The organism is Deinococcus apachensis DSM 19763, from assembly GCF_000381345.1.
Classification (GTDB): domain Bacteria; phylum Deinococcota; class Deinococci; order Deinococcales; family Deinococcaceae; genus Deinococcus; species Deinococcus apachensis.
In genome coordinates, this window is sequence record NZ_KB906404.1 from 165,813 (window position 1) to 186,473 (window position 20,661).

The window sequence follows — 20,661 nt, forward strand, 5'->3', positions numbered from 1 at the left end:
TCCCCACCCACTGCAGGAGGTCCCCATGCGAACTCTCATGACGTTGACGCTCACGCTCGGCGCGCTCCTGTCAGCCTGTGGACAGCGTGCCGTCCAGCCCGCCGCCCTTGAACCCATGACGGCCAAGGCCGCGACGCTGGGGTATTGGGTCACGGCCACCGCCACTACCTGGGACGGGCAGCGGACCTACAAGCTGTGGGTGCCCAACGGGTACTCGCGGACCCAGGCCCTCCCCCTCGTGCTCATGCTGCACGGCTGCACCCAGAACCCGGATGATTTTGCGGCCGGAACGCGCATGAACACTCTGGCAAATGCACAGAAGTTTCTGGTCATCTATCCCGACCAGCCCAGCAGCGCCAACGCCAATAAGTGCTGGAACTGGTTCGAGCCGGGCAGCCAGCGGCGCGGCGCGGGGGAACCGGCTCTGCTTGCCGAGGTCGTGCGCTCGGTGAAGGCGGCCTACAGCGTGAAGGGGAACCGCGTGTACGTGGCGGGCGTCTCGGCGGGAGGGGCGATGGCGGTCGTGATAGGTGCCACGTCCCCGGACGTGTTCGCGGCGGTGGGTGTGGACGCCGGGCTGGAGTACCAGGCCGGGACGGACCTGCCCACGGCCCTGCTCGCCCAGGCGCAGGGAGGCCCCGACCCCGACCGGCAGGGAGCGGCGGCCTACTCGACGATGGGGGCGTACCGGAGCCGCGTCCCCGTCATCGTCTTCCACGGCACGAGCGACCTGACGGTTGCCCCGGTCAATGCGGGTCAGGTGATCCGGCAGTGGATTCAGACGAACGACCTTGTGGACGACGGGAGGGACAATGATTCGCTGAACAGGCTCCTCGTGCGCGAGCAGCCGGGAACTGTTCCGGGTGGGCGGAGCTACGTGCGGACGACCTTCACCGACGCTAAGGGCCGGACCGTTTTCGAGAAGTGGATGGTGACGGGCATGAGTCACGCCTGGTCGGGCGGCAGCAAAGACAGGTCGTACACGGACCCCACCGGGCCGGACGCCTCGGGGCAGATGTGGCGCTTTTTCTCCCAGTGGACGCAGGGGGATTGAGGGACGGCCCTTAAGCAGACTCGTCCCGCTCCGCGATCACCCGCACCACACCGAGGTCGCGCGTGGCATCACCCGCCGCCTCAGCCCAGCGTTGTGGCACCCTCAGCTCCACCAGGCCGCCGCGCACCAGGGGCGTCAGGCCCCGGGCGAGGGCGTCCCGCAGCGCCTCCTCCTCGTTGCGCCCGCCCCCCGGCACCTCGGCCAGGTCCAGCGTGAGCGTGACCCGGACCCTTCCCCCCGGCCCTCCCCCGGGGAGAGGGGTGAGCTGACTTGCCCGCACCTGCAGGGGTCCCATTTCGCCTGGGAGGTGTCGGGGCGGATGCAGGGCGAGCGGCACGTCCGCCTGTCCCATCCGCGCGAGGCCCTGCGCCTCTAGGACAGCGTTGGCGAGGCCGCTGCCGTCCGGGACGGCTCCCTCCCGCGCCTCCTGCTCGGCGGAACGGGCGACGTGGTGCGCGTCCTGGGAGTGGCGGCCACTGTTGCGGGCGACGGCATACACCCACAGGTCCCGCAGGTGATGGCGGGCCGCCTCTCCTGTAGGGCTTTCCAGGATCGCCAGCAGGGCCGCCAATTCCAGATCGCTGTACAGCCGCGCTGCCGCACCCCCCGGCACCAGCCGCAATCCCGCCAGGATCGCCTCGGTCTCGGCCTCCAGCGACGTGCCGCCGGGACGCGCGCCGCTCGATTGCCGCACCTGCCGCGTCTCGGGCTGCACGGCCCGCGCCGCCCAGCCGGAAAAGGTCTGACGGCGCTCATGCCGGGTGCTGCCGTCAGTGTAGACGTGCCAGGTGTCGGCGTCGTCGGGCCGCGTGACTCTTGCTGGGCGCGTTTCGTCTGTCATCAGGCCCTCCTTCCAGAGTTGTAGCGCCGGTCCCTGTGACGTTTCAGGGAAAGAGGCTAAGGCAGGGCCACCGGGTGCGCTCCGCTCTGCTCCCCCTGCACCCAGTACGATGCCCGACATGCCCCACCCCCTCCTGCTCGGCCACCGCGGCTCGCCTCGGCAGCACCGCGAGAACACCCTGCCCAGTTTTCAAGCGGCCCTGGATTCAGGCCTGGACGGCGTGGAGCTCGACGTGCGGCGCCTCGCGGACGGCACCCTGGTTGTCCATCACGACGAGCGGCTGTTCGACGGGCGTCACCTGGCCGAGCTTACCCTCCGGCAACTCGCCCCCCACCCCGTGCCGACGCTGGAGGAGGTTTTCGGCTGGGCGGTGGACACGGGCGCGTATCTCAACGTCGAACTCAAGTACGAGTCGGTGCGGCCCGACGACCGGGTGGCGCGCACCGCCGAAGGATTGAGGCGTCACGGGCTGGTGGGGTCCACCGTCGTGTCGAGCTTCAACCCACTCTTTCTGGCTGCCCTGCGGAACGTGGCCCCCGAGATTGAGCGCGGGCTGCTCTTCGACCGGTGGCCGGGAGTGATGCCGTTCCTCGCCGCCGGGCTTGGTGTGGCGGCCCTCCACCCGCACCACTCCCTCGTGACCCCGGGGCTGATGGACCTGGCCCGGCGCCGGGGCTGGCGCGTCAATGTCTGGACGGTGAACGACGTGGACCTGGCGCGGCGCCTGATCAGGCTGGGCGAGGCCGGGTTGATCGGGGACGTGCCGGAGGTCCTGCTTGCAGCCCGCTGAAGCGGTGTTATGCTGGCGCAAGAACACCAATCTGGAACCGTTTGGGACGTGACGCCGGAGCTCTCCGCGCCACGTGACGAACGCCTGACCTCGCCCCCGTACGCTCGGACCTTGGGAGGACTCATGAAACGACTCATGCTCACGCTCGCCCTGACTGCCACCGCCTCGGCCCAGACCGTCACGGTGGATTTCTGGCACTCGTTCGGCGACGCCAAGCGCGCGGGCTGGATTCAGGCCCGCGCCGACGAGTACAACAAGGCCCACCCCGGGGTGAAGGTCGTGCCCGCGTACAAGGGGGGCTACAATGATTCCCTCCAGGCGACCATCCTGGCCGCGCGTCAGGGCAAGCCGCCCGCCCTGGTCCAGATCTTCGAGGTCGGCAGTCAGCTCGCGCTGGACTCGGGAGCCTTCCAGCCGGTGAGCGGGATCAAGGCGGTGGACTTCAGCGACTACATCAAACCGGTGATCAACTACTACACCATTGGCGGGAAGGTGAACTCGCTGCCCTTCAACTCGTCGAGCCCGGTGCTGTACTTCAACAAGAACCTGATGCAGAAGGCGGGGCTGGACCCCAAGCGGCCCCCCACGACGTATGGCGCGCTGCTCAAGGCCTGCGAGAAGATCAAGGCGGCGGGCCTCGACGCCAAGTGCATGACCGCGGCGGTGTACGGCTGGTTCGTGGAGCAGTGGATGAGCGAGCAGGGCGCCCTCCTGGTGAACAACGGCAACGGGCGTCAGGGCCGCGCGACCGCGAGCAACCTGGACAGCGCCGCCGCCCGCCGCATCTTCCAGTTCTTCAAGGACGTGAATGACAAGGGCTACTACACGTACACGGGCAAGCTGGCAGACACCGACGGCAGCAACGCGATCTTTAACAACCAGAAGGCGGTGTTTAACCTCAACTCGACCGCCGATATCGGCAACGTGAATGACGCGGCGAAGAAGGCGGGGTTCGGGCTGGGGATCGGCGTGCTGCCCATCCCGGACGGGGTCAAGCGCAACGGCGTGGTGATTGGCGGGGCCAGCCTGTGGATCGCCAAGAACATCAGCAAGCCGCAGGCGGAGGCCGCCCTCGACTTCGCGCTGTACATGACGAACACGAAGAACATGGCCGACTGGCATAAGCTGACGGGCTACTACCCGGTCCGCACCTCCTCCATCGCGCTGCTGCGCCGCCAGGGCTGGTTCACCCAGACGCCGCTGCAACTCGTGGCCTTTAACCAGTTGCTGGCGACCACCCCCAACGTCGCCTCAGCGGGGGCGCTGAACGGCACGGCGATCCAGACGCGCCAGATCATCGAACAGGGCATCCAGAAGGTGCTGGGCGGGCAGAGCGTGGACGCCGCGCTGAAGGACACCAAGGCGCAGGTGGACGCCGCTCTGCGCGAGTACAACCAGAACTTCCGCTGAAGCCCGCCCGCGTGGCGCGCGCCCCGGAAGGCCGGGTGTGCGCCGCGCGGCTTTCCTTTTCCTGCCCGGAGGATCCATGACCGTCATTCCCACCGCGCCCACGGAGGCCGCCCCCGCCGCCCGGGAGACCACCGCGGCCCCCGCCTTCCGCGGCCGCCTGCTCCCGTGGCTCTTTCTCGCGCCCACCCTGCTTGTCCTCGCCGTCTTCCTGTACCTGCCCGCCGCGCAGACCCTCTCGCTCAGCACCTACCGCAGCAACATCGTCCTGGGCACCCGGCAGTTCGTGGGCCTCTCCAACTTCGCCGAGCTGTTGAGCAGCCCCGCCTACCGCCAGGTCGCCGGACAGACCCTGGCCTTCGTGGCGCTCGTCGTCGTGCTGGGGTTGGGTCTGGGGTTGGGGCTCGCGTGGCTGGCGAGCCGACCTATTCGCGGGGGGCGCATCTACCGGCTGCTGCTGATCTTCCCGTACGCGCTGTCCCCGGCGGTCGCGGGAACGTTGTGGCTCTTCCTGTTCAACCCCGAGGTTGGGGCCGTGAACCAGCTCCTCGGCTCGCTCTTCGGCGTGCGGCCCCGCTGGCTGGACGACCCCACCCTCGCCTTCGGGCTGGTGACCGCCGCCGCTGTGTGGAAGGGCCTGGGATACAACGTGGTCTTCTACCTCGCCGCGCTGACCAACCTGCCCAAGGAAGTGCTCGAAGCCGCCGAGATCGACGGGGCGAACGGCTGGCAGAGCTTCTGGCGGGTGGTCGTGCCGCTGCTCTCGCCCATGACCTTTTTCCTGCTCTTCACCAACGTCGTGTACGCGCTGTTTGACTCCTTCGGGCTGGTGGACATCCTGACGCGTGGCGGGCCGGTCGAGGGGCAGGCGGGCGTGACGACCTTTCTGGTGTACCAGCTCTACGAGGACGCCTTCCGCAACTTCCGCACCGGCATCGCGGCGGCCGAGGCGGTGCTGATGCTGCTGCTCGTCGGCGTGATCACCCTGCTCCAGTTCCGCTTCGGCAGCCGGAGGGTCCACTATGGCGCTTGACCGGCTGGAGGTCCGGCGCGCGGCCCCGTCGGTGAGCGGGCGCAGGCGCCTCTCGCACGCCCTGACGCACGCCGCGCTCATCGTGGCGGTGTTTCTCGTCGCGGTGCCGCTGCTCTTCGCGCTCGTCAAGGCGACGCAGCCCAGCGATCAGGTCATCACGCCCAACCTGCTCCCCGGCGGGGCGTTCTTCAGCAACTTGGGGCGGGTATGGACCGAGGCGAACCTGGGGCGGTACATGCTCAACTCGCTCATCGTGACGGTCGCGGTGGTCGTGGGCAAGACGATCCTCTCCGTCCTCGCCGCGCTCGCCTTCGTCTATTTCCGCTTCCCGCTGCGCTCGCTCTCCTTCGCCCTGGTGCTGTTCACCCTGATGCTGCCGACCGAACTGCTCATCGTGGCGCTGTTCGATCTCGTGTCCACGCGGCTGGGGTGGGCGAACTCGTACCTGGCGATCATCGTGCCATTCCTGGCCTCGGCGACGGGGACCTTCCTCTTCCGGCAGCACTTCATGAATATTCCAACTTCTCTGGCAGACGCGGCGCGGATTGACGGCTGCGGGCCGCTGCTCTTCCTGCGCCACGTGCTGCTGCCGCTGAGCCTGAACACCATCGGGGCGCTCGCCGTGATCCAGTTCGTGTACGTGTGGGACCAGTACCTCTGGCCCCTCGTGATCATGCAGAGTGATGAGCGGCAGGTCGTGCAGGTGGGCCTGCGGAAGCTGATCGACGTGGGCGGGCAGACCGACTGGGGCGCGGTGATGGCGGGCGCCATCGTGACCCTGCTGCCGCCGTTGCTGGTCTTCACGGTGTTGCAGGAGCAGTTCAGCAAGGGCTTCGCGCTCGGGCAGGACAAGTGACCCCGGCCTTCCCTGAAGTCCTCATCCTTCCCGCTATGATGCGCGGGTGATTCCGGGCGGCCTGCCAACCCACCGCTTTCCCGTGCTGGAAGCCCGCTTCGGGCCGCTGACGCCGATGGACGCGGGGATGCAGAGCCGGGTCTACGCGGCGGCGGGCGGCGACGTGGTCGTGAAGGTGTACCGCAACCACCAGGGGCACCACCGCCTGGAGGCGGGGAACATGCGCCGCGCCGATCTCGGCGACTGGGTAGTGGACACCGTGGAGGCTGACGGCGTGGAGGCCCTGATCATGCGCCGCTTTCCGGGCCGCCCCCTGCGCGCCGCCGACGTGCCCGAGGCCCTGCCCCGCCTCCGTGAAATCCTGGAGGTCCTCCACCGCGAGCAACAGGGCCGGGTGGACCTGCGAAGGCTCAGAGAGAGACTCCGGCGTTTTCGCAGTTCCCTTGCGGCCTACCCGCTCGACGACCTCTTCGACGCGGTCGAGCTGCCGCTGGAACGGGGCCTGCTCGACCAGCCCGCCGCCTTCTGCCACCTCGACCTATGGCACGACAACATCCTGATCGCGCCGGGCGGCGACGTACTGGTGATCGACTGGACGAAGGCGGGCTGGGACGACCCGTTGCGAGACGTGGCGCTCTTGAAAACCGGTACGCTCGATCTGCTCAACCCGGACGCCAGCCTGGACGCCGCCCTGACCTTCCTGCCCGACCAAAGCCCGGAGACGGTGACGCGGCTGCGCGCCTACCTGGCCCATACCTACCTGCACGACCTGTACTGGTTCCTGATGAACGAGCCGTATGAGTTCGACCGCCAGCAGCGGCTGAAATTGCCCCGCGCCCGGCATGTGCTGGCGCGTCTGCCGGGGTAGGCGGCGGGACAGCAGTATGGAGATTCCCCAAACGTTCCGTGACCCTTTTCTCCACCTGACTGTCATCTGACTCAGCCGTAGGGCGGCTTATGCTCCCTCCATGACCCAGAACGACGGACAGAACGACCAGGCCGCCGCCCAGATCGACGACCGTCTCATGCAGGACCTTCGTCAGCGCCTGGAGAGCGAGGGCGATCACATGCAGGTCAAGGACGTGAACGGCGAGTACGTCGGCACGGTGGACCATATTGAGGGCGATCAGCTCAAGCTGACCCGCAGCGGCAGCCACGACGGCCAGCACCACTACGTCCCCCTCTCGCAGGTGCGGGGCATGGACGATGTGGCGGTGTACCTGAGTATCCCGCACAGCGACGTGCAGTAAAGCGGCGGGGCGGAAGGGGCGGTGGGGGAAACCTCGCCGCCCTGTTCGGCGTTTGGCCTAACTGCCCTGGCCGATGTGCTTTCCGCCCGGGTCTGGAAGGCTTTGCCCATGTCGCCGACCGTGTGCTTCTACCGCACCGCCCATCCCTTCTCGAACTTTCACCCCAGCGAGTTCACCGAGAACGGGGTGATCTACCACTGGGTCGAGCAGTACCTGATGGCGCGCAAGGCCCGGCTCTTCGGGGACCGGGAGAGGTTCGCCGCCATCCTGTCGGCCCGCACCCCCGCCGAGTGCAAGGCGCTGGGCCGCCAGGTCACCCCCTATGACGACGCTGTCTGGACCCGCGAACGGTACGCCGCCGCGCTCGACCTGCTACGGCTCAAGTTCGGGCAGAACGCCGCGTTGCGGGAGGCCCTGTCGCCACGGGGAACGCGCCTCTCGTCGAGGCGTCGCCCACCGACCGCATCTGGGGCATTGGCTTTTCGGAGAAGGAGGCAGAGGCTCATCGCCACGCCTGGGGCGAGAACCTGCTGGGCCGCGTCCTGATGGAGGTGCGGGCGGAGTTGCGCGGGTAAGCCGATTTTGGAACCGTTCCCACCGTCATCGTATGCTGTGCCCGTGCTGAAGACCGATCTGGCGGCGCGGCTGCGGGGCGCCTTCGACGACGACCGCGACGCCGACACCTTCCTGCTGCGACTGGAACGTTACGGCGACGACCTCTTGCAGAGCCTGCGCGCCGTGTACGGTGAGGAGGCGGACGCGCTGCTGGAGCGCCTGCTGGAGGTGATGCTCCACGCCTTCCACGCCCGCCCGGCCGACCTACGCAGGCTGGACGAGGCCCGGCTCCTGCGCCCCGACTGGCTCCAGGCCCCCGAGATGGTGGGCTACGTTGCCTACACGGACCGCTTCGCCGGGACGCTGAAGGGCGTGGGGGAGCGTCTGGACTACCTGGAGGGCCTGGGCGTGGGCTACCTCCACCTGATGCCCCTCCTGAGGCCCCGCGAGGGCGAGAACGACGGCGGCTACGCGGTCGCCGACTACCGCTCCGTGCGCCCGGACCTGGGCACGATGGACGACCTCTCGGCCCTCGCCCGGGGGTTGCGGGGCCGGGGCATCAGCTTGGTCCTCGACCTCGTCCTCAACCACGTGGCGCGCGAACACGAGTGGGGGCAGAAGGCGCGGGCCGGTGACGCCAAGTACCGTGCCTACTTCCACATCTTCCCCGACCGCGCGGCGCCCGACGCCTTTGAAGTGACCCTCCCTGAGGTCTTCCCCGACTTCGCGCCCGGCAACTTCACCTGGGATGACGAGGCGGGGGGCTGGGTCTGGACCACCTTCAACTCCTACCAGTGGGACCTGAACTGGGCGAACCCGGACGTGTTCCTGGAGTTCGTGGACATCATCCTGCACCTTGCCAACCGGGGGGTGGAGGTGTTCCGGCTGGACGCCATCGCCTTTATCTGGAAGCGCCTGGGCACGACCAGCCAGAACCAGCCGGAGGTTCATCTGCTCACCCGGGCGCTGAGGGCCGCCGCCCGGATCGTGGCCCCCGCCGTCGCCTTCAAGGCCGAGGCCATCGTGGCGCCCGCCGACCTGATCCACTATCTGGGGCGAGGCGTTCACTACGGCAAGGTCAGCGATATGGCCTACCACAACAGCCTGATGGTGCAGCTCTGGTCCAGCCTCGCGAGCCGCAACACCCGGCTGTTCGAGGAGGCCCTGCGTGCCTTTCCCCCCAAGCCCACGAGCACGACCTGGGGCGTCTACGTCCGCTGCCACGACGACATCGGCTGGGCAATCTCCGACGAGGATGCGGCCCGGGCGGGGCTGAGTGGGCCCGGCCACCGGCACTTCCTGAGCGACTTCTACAGCGGTGAGTTCCCGGGCTCCTTCGCCCGCGGGCTGGTCTTCCAGTACAACCCGGAAACGGGTGACCGGCGCATCAGCGGCTCTGCGGCGAGCCTGGCGGGGCTGGAGGAGGCGCTGGAGACCGGCGACCCGGGCCGCATCGACGACGCCGTGCGAAGGCTGCTGCTCCTCCACGCCGTCATCCTGGGTTTCGGGGGCATGCCGCTGCTGTACATGGGCGATGAACTCGCGCTGCTCAACGACTACGCCTTCGAGGATGTGCCCGAACACGCCCCCGACAACCGCTGGGTCCATCGCCCCCGCATGGACTGGGCGCTGGCCCAGGCGGTGCGGGCTGAGGAGGAGGGGGGAACGCCCCACACCCCCGCCGCGCGGGTGAACGCCGGGCTGCGCCACCTGCTGCGGGTGCGTCAGGAGGCCCCCCACCTCCACGCCAGCATCGAGAGCCACGTGCTGCCCAGCCCCGACGGGCGCGTGCTGCTGCTGCGCCGCGAGCATCCCCTGGGGACGCTGGTGCAGGCGTACAACTTCAGCGAGGACACGGTCATGCTGCCGAGCTACGTGCTGCGCGAAGTGCTGGGTGATCACGCCCAGGACCGCCTGAGCGGCAGCGTCTTCTCCCTCGACCGCCCTACCGTGCGGCTGGACCCTTACCGGGCGCTGTGGCTGACCACCTCCGAGGTGCCGGTGTGACCCGCCCACGCCGTGCCCGTATCTCGACCGAGGCGCTCCTGAACGCCGCCCGCCGCGCCGCCGAACGCCTGACCCAGCTCAGCCGCGACCCCGAGGTGCGCCGCGAGGCCGCGAACGTCGCCCGGGCTGTCACCCGGTTACTCAACGCCATCCGCCGGGCGGGCCGGGAGAGGCCGCCGGAGTAAGGCGGTTCCCCGGCGCGAAGGGAGCTGTTCGCGCTGCCGGTAGCCTGGTTCCGTTCGGCTCTGGGTGAGCATTGACCCTCCCCGCCTCTCCCCTGTATAGTCTCCTCTTGGTCAAGTGGGGCAGGGCGACCAACAGCCTCTTGAGGGCGGCCCGCACCCCGGACAGGAGCCTTCTCAGGAAGTGCGACTGGGCCAAGGAGCAGACATGCCGAAGATGAAGACGAAGAAGAGCATGACCCGCCGGGTGAAGGTCACGGGCACCGGCAAGGTCATGGCGTTCAAGAGTGGCAAGCGCCACCAGAACACTGGCAAGAGCGGCGACGAGATTCGCGGCAAGGGCAAGGGCTTTGTGCTCGCCAAGAGCGAGTGGGCCCGCATGAAGCTCGGGCTGCTGGCGAAGGGAAAGTGATCTAGATGCCGCGCGTCAAGACCGGGACCGTCCGCCGCCGCCGCCACAAGAAGGTGCTCAAGCGCGCCAAGGGCTTCTGGGGCAGCCGCTCCAAGCAGTACCGCAACGCCTTCCAGACGCTGCTCAACGCCGCGACCTACGAGTACCGCGACCGCCGCAACAAGAAGCGCGACTTCCGCCGCCTGTGGATTCAGCGCATCAACGCGGGCGCCCGCCTGCATGGGATGAACTACTCCACCTTCATCAACGGCCTCAAGCGCGCCGGGGTGGACCTCAACCGCAAGGTGCTCGCCGACATCGCCGCCCGCGAGCCCGAGGCTTTCCAGGTGCTGGTGAACACCGCCAAGGGTGCCCGCAACCAGTAAGCGAAGGATGAAGAAAAACCGCCCCCCACCGTGGGGGCGGTTTTTTGTGACCGTGGGCGAGGAGGGAGGAAAGGAAATTGCGGGCGGCTGAGCGTTTTCCCGCTACCGATGAGTTGTCTCCGTCGCTTACGCTGTACCCCATGAGCGTGATCCTGGGCATCGACATTGGCGGGAGCGGCATCAAGGGAGCGCCGGTGGACACTTCGAGTGGCAAGTTGACCGCCGAACGGCACCGTATTCCCACCCCCGAGGGCGCGCGGCCCGACGCGGTCAAGGACGTGGTGGCCGAACTCGTGCGGCATTTCGGGCACCAGGGACCGGTCGGCGTGACGTTCCCCGGCATCGTGCAACACGGCAAGACGCTAAGCGCGGCCAACGTGGACAAGGGCTGGATCGGGCTGGACGCCGACGCCCTCTTCACCCAGGCGACTGGGCGCGACGTGACCCTGATCAACGACGCCGACGCGGCGGGCCTCGCCGAGGCGCAGTTCGGGGCCGGGGCGGGCGTGTCCGGCGTGGTCATGCTGCTGACCTTCGGCACCGGGATTGGCAGCGCGCTCATCCACGACGGCATCCTCGTGCCAAACACCGAACTCGGGCACCTGTGGCTCAAGGGCGACCGTGAGGCCGAGGCGTGGGCTTCGGACCGCGCCCGCGAGCGCGACGACCTGAACTGGAAGCAGTGGGCCAAGCGTGCCAGCACCTACCTCCAGCACGTCGAGGGCCTCTTTTCCCCCGACCTCTTCATCATCGGCGGTGGCATCAGCAAGAAGGCCGAGAAGTGGCAGGAGCATGTCAAGACCGAGCGGACCAAACTGGTGCCCGCCGCCCTCCAGAACGAGGCTGGAATCGTCGGCGCGGCAATGATGGCGGGCCGCCGGGCACAGGGGCGCTGAGAGAGGGAACCCGCCCGTCCCCACCTCCGTAATGTCATCTGTATGGGATTTCTCAAGAAGATGATGGCGGCGGTAGGTGTGGGTGGAGCAGCGGTGGACGCGCGGGTGCAGAACCCGGCGGTGCGGGTCGGCGAGGAATTGACGGGCGTGGTGATCGTGCGGGGCGGGGCCATAGAGCAGCGCATTGAGCGCCTCAACCTCGGCCTGGCGACACGCTACAAATCCGACGACTCGTACGTGACGCACACGCTGTTCTCGCAGCCCGTGGTGGGCGGTTTTGACATCAGGCCCGGCGAGACGCGGGAGGTCCCCTTCCGCCTGACCATCCCGGCGGGCACGCCCCTCACGCTGCCGGGCACCGCGGTGTGGCTGGTCACCGACGCCGACATCGCGGGGGCGATGGACCCCGGGGACAACGACCCGCTCCAGATTCTCCCCAGCCGCGAGATGGAGGTCGTGATTGCGGCGGCGGACCTCCTGGGCTTCCGGCTGAGTGCCAGCGAGGTGGAGTACCACCACGGGCGCATCGTGCAGGAACTCAGCTTCCGGCCCCCCTACGGCCAGTACCGGATCAGCGAGCTGGAGATGATGATGTTCCCCGCATCCGGCGGCCTCGACGTGATCCTGGAGGTGGACCGCCGCGCGACCGGCCTCGCCAGCCTGTTCACCTCGGAATTCGAGCAGAAGGGCCGCTGGCACGTGCCCGCCGGGCTGCTCGCGGGGGGGCCGGACGCCGTCGCCCGCGAGTTGCAGGCGCGGGTGCAGCGGCTGAGCTAGGCGGTCGGGAGGGGGGAACCGGCGAGCGATACGTCGGTTCCCTCGCCTCTTGAGGACGGCGCGGCAGAATGCGGGCCATGACTGTGCCCCCAACTCCCGACGCCCACGCCCCCGAACTCCTTTCCTGCGACGTGCTGTACACCGGGATCGGGGGCGGGCACGCACCGGGCGGGGTGGTGGTGGCGAACGGCGTGATCGCGGCGGCGGGCGACCCGGCGACCCTGCGGGCGAGCTATCCCCACGCGCGGGAGCGAAGAGCAGGCGAGATCATCGCCCCACCCCCCGTCAACGCGCACACGCACCTCGATATGAGCGCCTACGAGTTCCAGGCCATGCCCTACTTCCGCTGGATTCCCGGGGTTGTCATCGCCCAGCGGGAGAAGCGGGGGGTGGCGGGTGCCCTGGCCGGAGCGGAGGAACTCGCGCGGCTGGGGGTGGGCGCGGTGGGGGACATCGTGTGGTCGCCGGAGGTCATGGACGGGTTGCAGGCGAGGACCGACCTCGGCGGTGTCCTCTATTTCGAGGTGATCGGCCCCTTTCCCGGGCGCGCCGACGAGATTTTCCGCGGCGTCCGCGAACGGGTGGAGGCGTGGCGGAGGCGGGAGCGGCCCGGCGGGCCCCGGGTCGGCCTCTCGCCGCACACGCCCTTCAACGTCAGCCACCGCCTGATGCGCCTTGTGACCGAGTACGCGGCGGGGGAGGGCCTGCCTATGCAGATTCACGTGGCCGAGCATCCGGCCGAACTGGACCTGTTTCAGCGGGGCGGCGGCCCCATCTGGGAGAACCGGATGCCTGCCCTCTACCCGGAGACGCTGGCTGAGGTGATCGGGCGGGAGCCGCAGCCCGACCTCACCCCCGTCCGCTACCTTGACGAACTGGGCGTTCTGGCGGCCCGGCCCACCCTGGTCCATATGGTGAACGTGACGGCGGACGATATTGCGCGGGTCGCCCGTGCCGGGTGCCCGGTCGTGACCTGTCCGCGCTCCAACGCTCACCTGGAGTGCGGCACCTTTCCCTGGGCGGCGTTCGCGGCGGCGGGGGTGGAGGTCGCGCTGGGAACGGATTCCGTCGCCAGCGGGGGCAGCCTTGACGTGCGTGAGGACGTGGCCTTCGCCCGCCATCTCTACCCCGACCTCGACCCCCGGCTGCTCGTGCGGGCGGCGGTCAAGGGGGGACACCGGGTGACCGGGACGCCGACCCCGCAACTCCGCCGGGGGGAGAGCTGGCACGCGCACTATGTCTGGTGATGTGCTATCCTCCCAGGGTTGCCCGTCACGCACACCTGACGTGACGGAGGAGGAAAAGACATGAAGAAAGATGCCCACCCCAAGGCTGTGCCCACCAAGATCATCTACCAGGGCAAGGTCGTCATGGAAACCCTCTCGACCCGCCCCGAGATTCACGTGGACGTGTGGAGCGGCGCGCACCCCTTCTGGACCGGCGAGGAGCGCTTCGTCGACACCGAGGGCCGCGTGGACAAGTTCAACAAGCGTTTCGGCGACAGCTACCGCAACCGGAACAAGAAGTAAGGCGCCAAGCCTCTGGTCGCCCTGCCGTCATGGTGGGGCGATTTTTTGTGGCAGGGGCCGGGGAGATGTCGTGCTGAGCGGAACATTCCGGCATCCGGTTGGACCCTTCGTGGAGTTTGCCCCCCAGCGCAGCGAAGGGCTCAGGGTGACAGGGCCTCCTCAGCTCGTCCTGACGAACGCCTCAGCAAAAGCCCTCGCCCCCTCGTTCCGCCGTCCGGGGAGGCTCCCCGTCCCCGGTCCCCGTTCCTCCCGTCCCTCTGCCATAATCCCCCCCGTGCTGAAGTCTCCCTACCACGGCGGGCACCTGGAAGTGATCGTCGGGCCGATGTTCAGCGGCAAGAGCGAGGAGCTGATTCGCCGCGTCACCCGCGCCGTGATCGCCCGGCAGCGGGTCGCGGTGTTCAAGCCCGCCATTGACGACCGTTACCACGTCTCGCAGGTTGCCAGCCACGCGGGCCGCTCGACCCCGGCGGTCGCCGTGCGCGAGGCGGCGGAGATCCGGGGGCACCTGCTGGGCGAGGGGCCGCTGCTCTCGGCGCCCGAACACGCGCTGCCCGAGGTCGTCGGCATTGACGAGGCTCAGTTTTTCGGGCCGGACCTCGGGCCTCTGGTGCTCGACCTGGCGGGGGCGGGCGTGCGGGTGATCCTGGCGGGTCTGGACCTGGACTTCCGGGCCGAGCCTTTTGGCTGCATTCCCGACCTGCTGGCCCGCGCCGAGAGCGTCGAGAAACTCACCGCGATCTGCACGGTGTGCGGCGCCCCCGCCACCCGCTCGCAGCGCCTGATCGGGGGCCGCCCCGCCCGCTTCGACGACCCGGTGGTGCTGGTGGGCGCGCAGGAGACCTACGAGGCCCGCTGCCGCGTTCACCACACGGTGCTGCGCTGAGGGCTCCGGCCGCCCCACCTCCCGTCCAGACCACCCCCCAGTTTTCACGTCAAACTTTTCATCAATGTCTTAAACTATGGGGGCCTGAACAGCACACGGAGGGCCCTTGACCAACCCCCCCCAGCATCCCCCACCGCAGTACGAGGCCGCTTTCTGGCAGACATCGCAACGGCGCATGTTCGCCCTGCTGGTGGCGTTCGGGACCCTGGCCTGCGTGGGCGCCCTATGGGCCCAGGCCCCCAGGTTCGACCCGCTGGACCGGGTGGCGCTGCCCGCGCTGGCGCTGATCCTGCTGGGGCTGCAACTCGCGCTGCTGCTGCGGTGGCTGACGGTCGGGGTGGCGGCCACCATCGCCTACGGGATGACCAGCGTGTATTTCCTGCTCGCGTTGGAGCAGCAGTTCCGAGTGTTCGCACCGCAGGTTCGAATGCTCAGCGAGAGTACGTACTGGTTTCCAGTGCTCTACGCCGGGGCCTTCCTGCTGTACTCCCCCCGGCGGGCGGCGTGGCTGGCCGGAATCACGTACCTGCTCGCGTTCGCGGTGTGCGTGTATCACCTGCTCACCGGCCCCTCGGCGGGGGACCCGCGGCTGGTGGGGGCGGTCGCGCAATTCCTGCTGGTGGGGGCGGTCATGATCATCGTGCAGGCGACCTTCGGGGCGCAGCGGGTGCAACTGCTCGCCGAGCGCGCGGCGGCCTACCGCGACACCCTGACCGGGCTCGCCAACCGCCGCGCCGCCGAGGAACGCCTCTCGGCCCTGGCCCAGGACGGGGAACGCTTCACCCTGGTGCTGTTCGACCTCGACCATTTCAAGGCCGTGAACGACCAGCACGGGCACGCGACGGGCGACCTCGTGCTGCGGGGAGTCGCGCAGGCGGCGCAAGGCACGCTGCCCCGTGGCGGCGTCGCGGCCCGCTGGGGCGGCGAGGAATTCCTCCTGATCCTGCCCGTTCTCAGCACCCGGCAGGTGCGCGAGATGCTGGACACGCTGCGGGCCCAACTGGGAGGGCAGCGCCACGGCGAGGTCACCGGCATCACCGCCAGTTTCGGCGTCGCCACCGCGCGGGAGGGCGAACACCCTGACGTCGTGCTCGCCCGGGCCGACGCGGCCATGTACGCCGCCAAGCACCGGGGCCGCAACGACGTGCAGCACGCGGACCTCCAGCGCACCCACCACGGCGGCCTGCTGGAGCCTTTCCCCGAGGACCACGGGCCGGGCTAAGACTCCCCTTCAGGCCGTGTCGCGCACGATCAGGCGCGGCTCGAAGCGGCGGGCCCGCGGCGGGCCCCGGAACCCGCCCAGCCGGGTCAGCAGCAGGTGCGCGGCCTCGTAGCCCATCTGCTCGACGGGCTGGTGCAGGGTGGTCAGGCCCCGCGACGCCGCCCAGGGCTGGTCGTCGAAGCCGATCACGCGCACGTCCTGCCCGGGCGTCAGGCCGCGCAGCCGCGCCTCGTCGAGCAGCGCGCCCGCGAGCAGGTCCGCCGAGGCGAAGACCGTGCAGGGAAGCTGCGCCCCGTCGAGCAGCGTCACGGCGGCGTTGCGGGCGGCCAGCGCGTCGAAGCTCGCGGTGAACTCCGCACGAACGGTGCGCCCCCCCGCCTCCAGTGCCCCCAGGAAGCCCGCGCGGCGCTCCTCGAACACGCGGGTGGTGAAGAGCTGGTCGAGTTCGGTCTCCACCCAGATCGCGTACAGTTCGCCCGGCAACGTGGCGGCGTACTCACCCGCGAGCCGCCCGCCCGTCGCGTTGTCCATATAGGCGCAGTCCACGTTGTCCGCGTGGGCGTCCACCAGCACGGTGGGCTGCTGGGCGCGTACCCTGCGCTCGCTGAGCAGCGCGGTGAGGTTGTAGGTCGCCATCACCAGCCCGTCGGCCTGGTAGGCCAGGGTGTGCGAGCCCAGGTAACGCTCCAGCCGCGAGCGGTCGAGCAGCGGAAAGATCGCCACGTCGTAGCGCGCCTCCTGAAAGGCGGTCTCCAGCCCGTCGAGCAGCCGCACATAGAACTCGGTCGTCACGACGGGCAGCAACACGCTGATGGTGTAGCTCTTGCCGCCCGCGATGCGCCGCGCGTGGGGATTGGGGGTGTAGTCGAGGTCGGCGATGGCCTTGAGCACCGTCTCGCGGGTCGCGCCCTTCACGGCGGTGTGGTTGTTCAGCACCCGGGAGACCGTGCCGACCCCCACGCCCGCCCGCCGGGCCACATCCTGAATCGTGGGTTTCCGCATCACTGTGTGCCCACCATACCCCGGCCCGTGGAACCTGTTCCACCATTTTGGCCTGGGCGCGGGTCGGGGGGGACAATCCGGCCCGGGCGGCGCCGCTAGACTCCGGGGGAACGGGTCTTCCCACCCCCCTCGCTTCCCTGTTCATTCCCAGGAGGCTTTCCCGCATGTCCAGACCCACCCCCCTGCTCGCGGCCCTCGCGCTCGCGGCGATCCTGCTGCCCGCGGCGGCGGGGCACGCCGACCACGGCGCGGCGGTCTCGGCTCCGGCCCCCCAGCCCCGGATCTCCGCCCGCCCGCTGGCCCTCACCGCACAGGGCGCGACCGTTGTGGCCGTGCCACCCGGCGCGACCGAGACGAGCGCCTTCCTGACGCTGAGAAATACGGGCCAGGCGCCCATCGTCCTTACGGGTGTCCGCACCCCGCTCGCCCGCCACGCGATGCTGATGATCACCCGGCGGGACCTCCAGGGTTTGACGGGCATGAGCGGGGTCAACACCCTCACCGTCGCAGCGGGCAGCACCCTGCGGATGGGGCCGGACGGCGACCACCTCATGCTGATGGACCTGACGCGCGTTCCTAAAGTAGGGGAGAAGGTGCCCCTGACGCTGACCACCCGGGACGGCCGCAGCCTCACTGTGAGCGCCGTCGTCCGCAAGCCCTGATCCCCGGAAAGGACTCCCGTGACCGACCTGCCCGCCCCTGCTCCCGCCCCCGCCGCGCGGCCCTGGTACGTGTCCGCCCTGCTGGCCGCCGCCTCGGTCGTGCTCGTGCTGGGCGGCGCGTGGGTGTTCGCGCGGCTCAGGAGCCCCTTCCCCTTCTACGGCACGGCGTACACCCCACCCCCAGCCGCCCAGACCTTCAGCGGCACCGACCAGAACGGCCAGCCCTGGACCTTCCGGCCGGGGGGCACGGGCCGCACCACCGCCCTCTTCTTCGGCTTCACCCACTGCCCGAACATCTGCCCCCTCACCCTGGCGTACCTGGAAAAGGCCCGCGAGGCCCTGCCACCCCAGGAACGGGATCGCTTCGACATCGTCCTCGTCAGCGTGGACCCGGCCCGCGACACTCCCGCCCGTTTAAAGGAGTACGTGGAGTTTTTCGGCAAGGCGACGGGGGTGCAGGTGCCTGAATCCGCCCTCTCGCAGGTCGCCCGGAACTACGGCGTTGCCTACCAGAAGGCGGACGTGAAGAGCCCGACCAATTATCAGATCAACCACACGACCGCCACGTACCTGATCGACGCCTCCGGCCGCCTGCGGGTGCTGTGGGACTACACCCAGCTCACCCAGGTGGACCGGGTGGTGCGCGACCTGCGCCACGTGTTGGAGAACTCTCCCTCATGAGTGCCCCCGACCTGAACCCCGGCCTGGCGGACCTCCTCGCCCTGCGCTTCGACCCCCTGGTGTGGCTGCCCGTGCTGGCGGTCTCCGGCTTTTACGTGTGGCGCTTCGTTCAGGCTCGCCGCACCCCCGCCGGACAGGCCCGCTGGCCGATCTGGAAGGCCATGCTGTTCGGGCTGGGCATCGTGCTGCTCCTCCTCGCCACGCAGACCGCCGCTGTCACCCTCACCCTGAACAGCATGGCGCTGTACATGGGCCGCCTGATGGTCCTCGCGGAGGTCGTGCCCCCGCTGCTGATCCTGGGCCTGCCGCGCGGAATTGCCCTTGACCCGCGCCGTCCCCTGGGCCGGGTGCTCGGCGTGCTGCTCGACCCCTGGGTGGCGCTCGCCGTGTGGGCCGCCGTCATCATCTTCTGGAACATTCCCGCGGGCTTCAACGCCTCGGTGGTCACCAACACGGCCGCCGCGCTCCTGCCCGTGCTGTACCTGCTGAGCAGCCTGCTCGTGTGGGGCGTCGTGTTGCGGCCCCTGCCGAGCGTGCAGCCCGCCCACATTGGCTCGCGCGGGTGGTTCGGCCTGATCGCCGGGCTTCCCATGATGGCTGTTGCCGCCGTGTGGCTGTACTCGCGGCAGGTGCTGTACAGCCCCTATGTGGGCGCGCTGTGCCTGTGGAACCTCTCGCCGCTGGAGAACCAGCAGATCAGCGGCTGGATCATGATGCTGGCGGGCCTCCCGGCGACGGGGCTCGCCCTGGTGCAACTGATGGCGTGGCTCATCCAACTCGCCGACAGCGGGACGCAGCCCCCGGCGGCGCGCGGATAAAAGGGAAGGCAGGAGGGGCGGAGTACTTTGATAGGGTCCCCGCCCCTCCTGCTTTCTGCGATGAACTGAGGTGAATTACCTTCACCCGTTCAACTCCGTGGGACCTGCCCGCTGATCACTCCTTCCACTTCTCCCCACAGCCGCTCCAGCTCGCCCTCCTCCAGCACGGGCGGCCTCGCCTCGGCGGACACGTCCGGCAGTGGCACCCAGCTCACGCAGCCCAGCATCTCGGGCGTCTCCTCTAGCACGAGGGGCTCCCGTAGCGGACGCACCCGCAGCAGCAGGGCGTGGACCCAGGGGCGGCCCCGGTAGTGGAAGCGGCGCTCAATCGCGCCCACCGTCAGCGCCTGGTACGGTTCCAGCGCCAGGGCCTGCTCCAGCGACTCCACCTTGTGAACCGCCACCACCTCCGCCAGCGCTGGAAGTACGATGCGGCCCGGCTGGGGGTCGTCTCGCAGCAGTCCCGCAAATTCCGGCTTCAGCTCCGCCGGGTTTTGGTGCAGGAAGGTGGGGTAGAGGAGGAAGGAGCGGTGCTCAACCTCGAACCCCGCGTGCGTCTCCATGATGCCGCCCTTGCGGATCAGGAGGGCGGTCTGACCGGACGTGAGTGTCTGACACTGGGCGTCCCATTCCTTGAGAGCAGTGGAGGGAATCATGGGGAGAGGGTAGCGTGGGGGAGGAGAATGAAAAACCGCCCCGGAGGGCGGCTCGGATTTGGATACGACTGTTATTTGGCGGCGGTCATGGTCATGGGGCTCTTGCCAGCACTGCCGCCCGCATAGGTTACAACCACCGAGTACTGAGCGGGAGTAGCTGCGGTAGTCCCGGAGGCTGCCGCTGCCGCCGTGTTCGAGCACGTAACGTTACTGATGGGGGCGGGAGCATTGACACGTGCAGTTTCGGTATCCGCCGTCACAGTAACTATGCCGCTCGCATAAGCGCAGGTGGGCGCGGTACCACTGGTGTTGCCAACTTCCGTTGCAGCCATCGCGTTCAGGACCTGACGGCCAACACTCGCGGCGGCCGTGTCGTTAGCCTTGGTCCGTGCGCCCAGCAGGCTGGGGATTAGCACTGCCGCGAGAATACCAATGATGGCGATGACGATCAGCAGTTCGATCAGGGTAAAGCCTTGGGTTCCGTTCTTCATAGGGTCTCCTAGTACTACAGCCGCAGTTAGTGGGAGGAGAGCCAGCGTTGCTGACGGCGGATGTGACTGCGTTTGGCTTGTGCCTGGTGGTGGCGTCGCCACCACGACCAGCTCCACACCCTGGCCTTTGACGTGATCTGAGGCAAGACCAGGAGCAGGAGACGTCGCACCTCGGGGACGGTCAACGGGATGAGGTCTTCGTCACTCGCCTCCCCCCCTTTTTCTCGCGGGCCGTGACCACGGTCAGAAAGGCGTGGGCGAGCATGGCTAACGTGATGTGCCGGTACCA

Annotated in this window: 24 protein-coding genes and 1 pseudogene; 21 read left to right on the forward strand and 4 right to left on the reverse strand. The window is 68.8% G+C overall.

All coding sequences use genetic code 11. The features are described 5' to 3' along the window. Positions 1-25: 25 nt before the first annotated feature. The gene (locus F784_RS0112515) at positions 26-1,054 is read left to right on the forward strand and encodes an extracellular catalytic domain type 1 short-chain-length polyhydroxyalkanoate depolymerase (protein ID WP_245557855.1); all 1,029 of its coding nucleotides are present in this window, start codon (positions 26-28) and stop codon (positions 1,052-1,054) included. Positions 1,055-1,064: 10 nt separating this feature from the next. On the opposite strand, the gene F784_RS0112520 is transcribed toward F784_RS0112515, so the two are convergent. After that, the gene (locus tag F784_RS0112520; RefSeq protein ID WP_019587073.1) at positions 1,065-1,895 is read right to left on the reverse strand and encodes a ribonuclease H family protein; all 831 of its coding nucleotides are present in this window, start codon (positions 1,893-1,895) and stop codon (positions 1,065-1,067) included. Positions 1,896-2,004: 109 nt separating this feature from the next. Here F784_RS0112520 and F784_RS0112525 point away from each other — a divergent pair, with 109 nt between their 5' ends. From F784_RS0112525 to F784_RS0112605, 17 genes and pseudogenes are all read left to right on the forward strand, one after another. Continuing rightward, positions 2,005-2,685 carry a glycerophosphodiester phosphodiesterase gene (locus tag F784_RS0112525; RefSeq protein WP_019587074.1) on the forward strand — a complete coding sequence of 227 codons (681 nt, stop codon included), beginning with the start codon at positions 2,005-2,007 and terminating at the stop codon, positions 2,683-2,685. A 123-nt stretch (positions 2,686-2,808) separates the two neighbouring features. Next, the gene (locus tag F784_RS0112530) at positions 2,809-4,095 is read left to right on the forward strand and encodes an ABC transporter substrate-binding protein (protein WP_157465226.1); all 1,287 of its coding nucleotides are present in this window, start codon (positions 2,809-2,811) and stop codon (positions 4,093-4,095) included. A gap of 76 nt (positions 4,096-4,171) precedes the next feature. Further along, positions 4,172-5,125 (forward strand): carbohydrate ABC transporter permease, encoded by a 954-nt coding sequence (locus F784_RS0112535; protein WP_019587076.1) that lies wholly within the window; start codon positions 4,172-4,174, stop codon positions 5,123-5,125. After that, on the forward strand, positions 5,115-5,981 hold the full coding sequence (locus tag F784_RS0112540) for a carbohydrate ABC transporter permease (protein WP_019587077.1): 867 nt from the start codon (positions 5,115-5,117) through the stop codon (positions 5,979-5,981). The genes F784_RS0112535 and F784_RS0112540 overlap by 11 nt, the downstream gene beginning before the upstream one ends. A gap of 46 nt (positions 5,982-6,027) precedes the next feature. Continuing rightward, positions 6,028-6,849 (forward strand): phosphotransferase, encoded by an 822-nt coding sequence (locus F784_RS0112545; RefSeq protein WP_019587078.1) that lies wholly within the window; start codon positions 6,028-6,030, stop codon positions 6,847-6,849. A 100-nt stretch (positions 6,850-6,949) separates the two neighbouring features. Further along, the gene (locus tag F784_RS0112550; RefSeq protein WP_019587079.1) at positions 6,950-7,231 is read left to right on the forward strand and encodes a DUF2171 domain-containing protein; all 282 of its coding nucleotides are present in this window, start codon (positions 6,950-6,952) and stop codon (positions 7,229-7,231) included. A gap of 108 nt (positions 7,232-7,339) precedes the next feature. Next, positions 7,340-7,806, forward strand: a pseudogene (locus F784_RS23095) (NADAR family protein). Positions 7,807-7,849: 43 nt separating this feature from the next. Next, a complete protein-coding gene (locus F784_RS0112560; protein ID WP_019587080.1) occupies positions 7,850-9,793 on the forward strand; it encodes an amylosucrase in 1,944 nt (647 codons plus the stop codon). Continuing rightward, on the forward strand, positions 9,790-9,978 hold the full coding sequence (locus F784_RS0112565; RefSeq protein ID WP_019587081.1) for a hypothetical protein: 189 nt from the start codon (positions 9,790-9,792) through the stop codon (positions 9,976-9,978). The genes F784_RS0112560 and F784_RS0112565 overlap by 4 nt, the downstream gene beginning before the upstream one ends. 205 nt (positions 9,979-10,183) lie before the next feature. Continuing rightward, on the forward strand, positions 10,184-10,387 hold the full coding sequence (gene rpmI, locus F784_RS0112570; protein WP_019587082.1) for a 50S ribosomal protein L35: 204 nt from the start codon (positions 10,184-10,186) through the stop codon (positions 10,385-10,387). A 5-nt stretch (positions 10,388-10,392) separates the two neighbouring features. Beyond that, the gene (gene rplT / locus F784_RS0112575; RefSeq protein WP_019587083.1) at positions 10,393-10,752 is read left to right on the forward strand and encodes a 50S ribosomal protein L20; all 360 of its coding nucleotides are present in this window, start codon (positions 10,393-10,395) and stop codon (positions 10,750-10,752) included. A 140-nt stretch (positions 10,753-10,892) separates the two neighbouring features. After that, positions 10,893-11,648, forward strand: coding sequence for a polyphosphate--glucose phosphotransferase (gene ppgK / locus F784_RS0112580; RefSeq protein ID WP_019587084.1), 756 nt, complete (start codon positions 10,893-10,895; stop codon positions 11,646-11,648). Positions 11,649-11,690: 42 nt separating this feature from the next. Beyond that, positions 11,691-12,425 carry a sporulation protein gene (locus tag F784_RS0112585; protein WP_026332449.1) on the forward strand — a complete coding sequence of 245 codons (735 nt, stop codon included), beginning with the start codon at positions 11,691-11,693 and terminating at the stop codon, positions 12,423-12,425. Positions 12,426-12,502: 77 nt separating this feature from the next. After that, on the forward strand, positions 12,503-13,672 hold the full coding sequence (locus tag F784_RS0112590) for an amidohydrolase family protein (RefSeq protein ID WP_019587086.1): 1,170 nt from the start codon (positions 12,503-12,505) through the stop codon (positions 13,670-13,672). 60 nt (positions 13,673-13,732) lie between these two features. Continuing rightward, the gene (rpmE, locus tag F784_RS0112595; protein ID WP_019587087.1) at positions 13,733-13,954 is read left to right on the forward strand and encodes a 50S ribosomal protein L31; all 222 of its coding nucleotides are present in this window, start codon (positions 13,733-13,735) and stop codon (positions 13,952-13,954) included. A 274-nt stretch (positions 13,955-14,228) separates the two neighbouring features. Beyond that, positions 14,229-14,840 carry a thymidine kinase gene (locus tag F784_RS0112600; RefSeq protein WP_019587088.1) on the forward strand — a complete coding sequence of 204 codons (612 nt, stop codon included), beginning with the start codon at positions 14,229-14,231 and terminating at the stop codon, positions 14,838-14,840. A gap of 106 nt (positions 14,841-14,946) precedes the next feature. Next, positions 14,947-16,062 carry a GGDEF domain-containing protein gene (locus F784_RS0112605; protein WP_019587089.1) on the forward strand — a complete coding sequence of 372 codons (1,116 nt, stop codon included), beginning with the start codon at positions 14,947-14,949 and terminating at the stop codon, positions 16,060-16,062. 9 nt (positions 16,063-16,071) lie between these two features. On the opposite strand, the gene F784_RS0112610 is transcribed toward F784_RS0112605, so the two are convergent. Then, entirely contained in the window at positions 16,072-17,064 is a 993-nt protein-coding gene (locus F784_RS0112610; RefSeq protein ID WP_026332450.1) for a substrate-binding domain-containing protein, read from the reverse strand. Between the two features lie 164 nt (positions 17,065-17,228). Between F784_RS0112610 and F784_RS0112615 the strand changes: the two genes are divergently transcribed. The 3 genes from F784_RS0112615 to F784_RS0112625 are packed head-to-tail and all read left to right on the forward strand — an operon-like array spanning position 17,229 to position 19,225. Further along, entirely contained in the window at positions 17,229-17,726 is a 498-nt protein-coding gene (locus F784_RS0112615) for a copper chaperone PCu(A)C (protein ID WP_019587091.1), read from the forward strand. Between the two features lie 18 nt (positions 17,727-17,744). After that, positions 17,745-18,407: an SCO family protein gene (locus tag F784_RS0112620; protein ID WP_019587092.1), complete on the forward strand. Its 663-nt coding sequence runs from the start codon at positions 17,745-17,747 to the stop codon at positions 18,405-18,407. Then, on the forward strand, positions 18,404-19,225 hold the full coding sequence (locus F784_RS0112625) for a cytochrome c oxidase assembly protein (protein WP_019587093.1): 822 nt from the start codon (positions 18,404-18,406) through the stop codon (positions 19,223-19,225). The genes F784_RS0112620 and F784_RS0112625 overlap by 4 nt, the downstream gene beginning before the upstream one ends. A gap of 89 nt (positions 19,226-19,314) precedes the next feature. Here the strand turns inward: F784_RS0112625 and F784_RS0112630 are convergent, their stop codons facing one another. Then, positions 19,315-19,881: a DUF1802 family protein gene (locus F784_RS0112630; RefSeq protein WP_019587094.1), complete on the reverse strand. Its 567-nt coding sequence runs from the start codon at positions 19,879-19,881 to the stop codon at positions 19,315-19,317. 71 nt (positions 19,882-19,952) lie between these two features. After that, entirely contained in the window at positions 19,953-20,372 is a 420-nt protein-coding gene (locus F784_RS25355; RefSeq protein ID WP_083939216.1) for a type II secretion system protein, read from the reverse strand. Positions 20,373-20,661 lie beyond the last annotated feature (289 nt).

Coding starts and splice junctions, on each gene's coding strand:
- F784_RS0112590 (WP_019587086.1), top strand. CDS start 12,503: ATGACTGTGCCCCCAACTCCCGACGCCCACGCCCCCGAACTCCTTTCC.
- F784_RS0112610 (WP_026332450.1), bottom strand. CDS start 17,064: ATGCGGAAACCCACGATTCAGGATGTGGCCCGGCGGGCGGGCGTGGGG.
- F784_RS0112525 (WP_019587074.1), top strand. CDS start 2,005: ATGCCCGACATGCCCCACCCCCTCCTGCTCGGCCACCGCGGCTCGCCT.
- F784_RS0112530 (WP_157465226.1), top strand. CDS start 2,809: ATGAAACGACTCATGCTCACGCTCGCCCTGACTGCCACCGCCTCGGCC.
- F784_RS0112550 (WP_019587079.1), top strand. CDS start 6,950: ATGACCCAGAACGACGGACAGAACGACCAGGCCGCCGCCCAGATCGAC.
- rpmE (WP_019587087.1), top strand. CDS start 13,733: ATGAAGAAAGATGCCCACCCCAAGGCTGTGCCCACCAAGATCATCTAC.
- F784_RS25355 (WP_083939216.1), bottom strand. CDS start 20,372: ATGAAGAACGGAACCCAAGGCTTTACCCTGATCGAACTGCTGATCGTC.
- F784_RS0112515 (WP_245557855.1), top strand. CDS start 26: ATGCGAACTCTCATGACGTTGACGCTCACGCTCGGCGCGCTCCTGTCA.
- F784_RS0112535 (WP_019587076.1), top strand. CDS start 4,172: ATGACCGTCATTCCCACCGCGCCCACGGAGGCCGCCCCCGCCGCCCGG.
- F784_RS0112540 (WP_019587077.1), top strand. CDS start 5,115: ATGGCGCTTGACCGGCTGGAGGTCCGGCGCGCGGCCCCGTCGGTGAGC.
- rplT (WP_019587083.1), top strand. CDS start 10,393: ATGCCGCGCGTCAAGACCGGGACCGTCCGCCGCCGCCGCCACAAGAAG.
- F784_RS0112630 (WP_019587094.1), bottom strand. CDS start 19,881: ATGATTCCCTCCACTGCTCTCAAGGAATGGGACGCCCAGTGTCAGACA.
- F784_RS0112615 (WP_019587091.1), top strand. CDS start 17,229: ATGTCCAGACCCACCCCCCTGCTCGCGGCCCTCGCGCTCGCGGCGATC.
- F784_RS0112625 (WP_019587093.1), top strand. CDS start 18,404: ATGAGTGCCCCCGACCTGAACCCCGGCCTGGCGGACCTCCTCGCCCTG.
- F784_RS0112585 (WP_026332449.1), top strand. CDS start 11,691: ATGGGATTTCTCAAGAAGATGATGGCGGCGGTAGGTGTGGGTGGAGCA.
- rpmI (WP_019587082.1), top strand. CDS start 10,184: ATGCCGAAGATGAAGACGAAGAAGAGCATGACCCGCCGGGTGAAGGTC.
- F784_RS0112520 (WP_019587073.1), bottom strand. CDS start 1,895: ATGACAGACGAAACGCGCCCAGCAAGAGTCACGCGGCCCGACGACGCC.
- ppgK (WP_019587084.1), top strand. CDS start 10,893: ATGAGCGTGATCCTGGGCATCGACATTGGCGGGAGCGGCATCAAGGGA.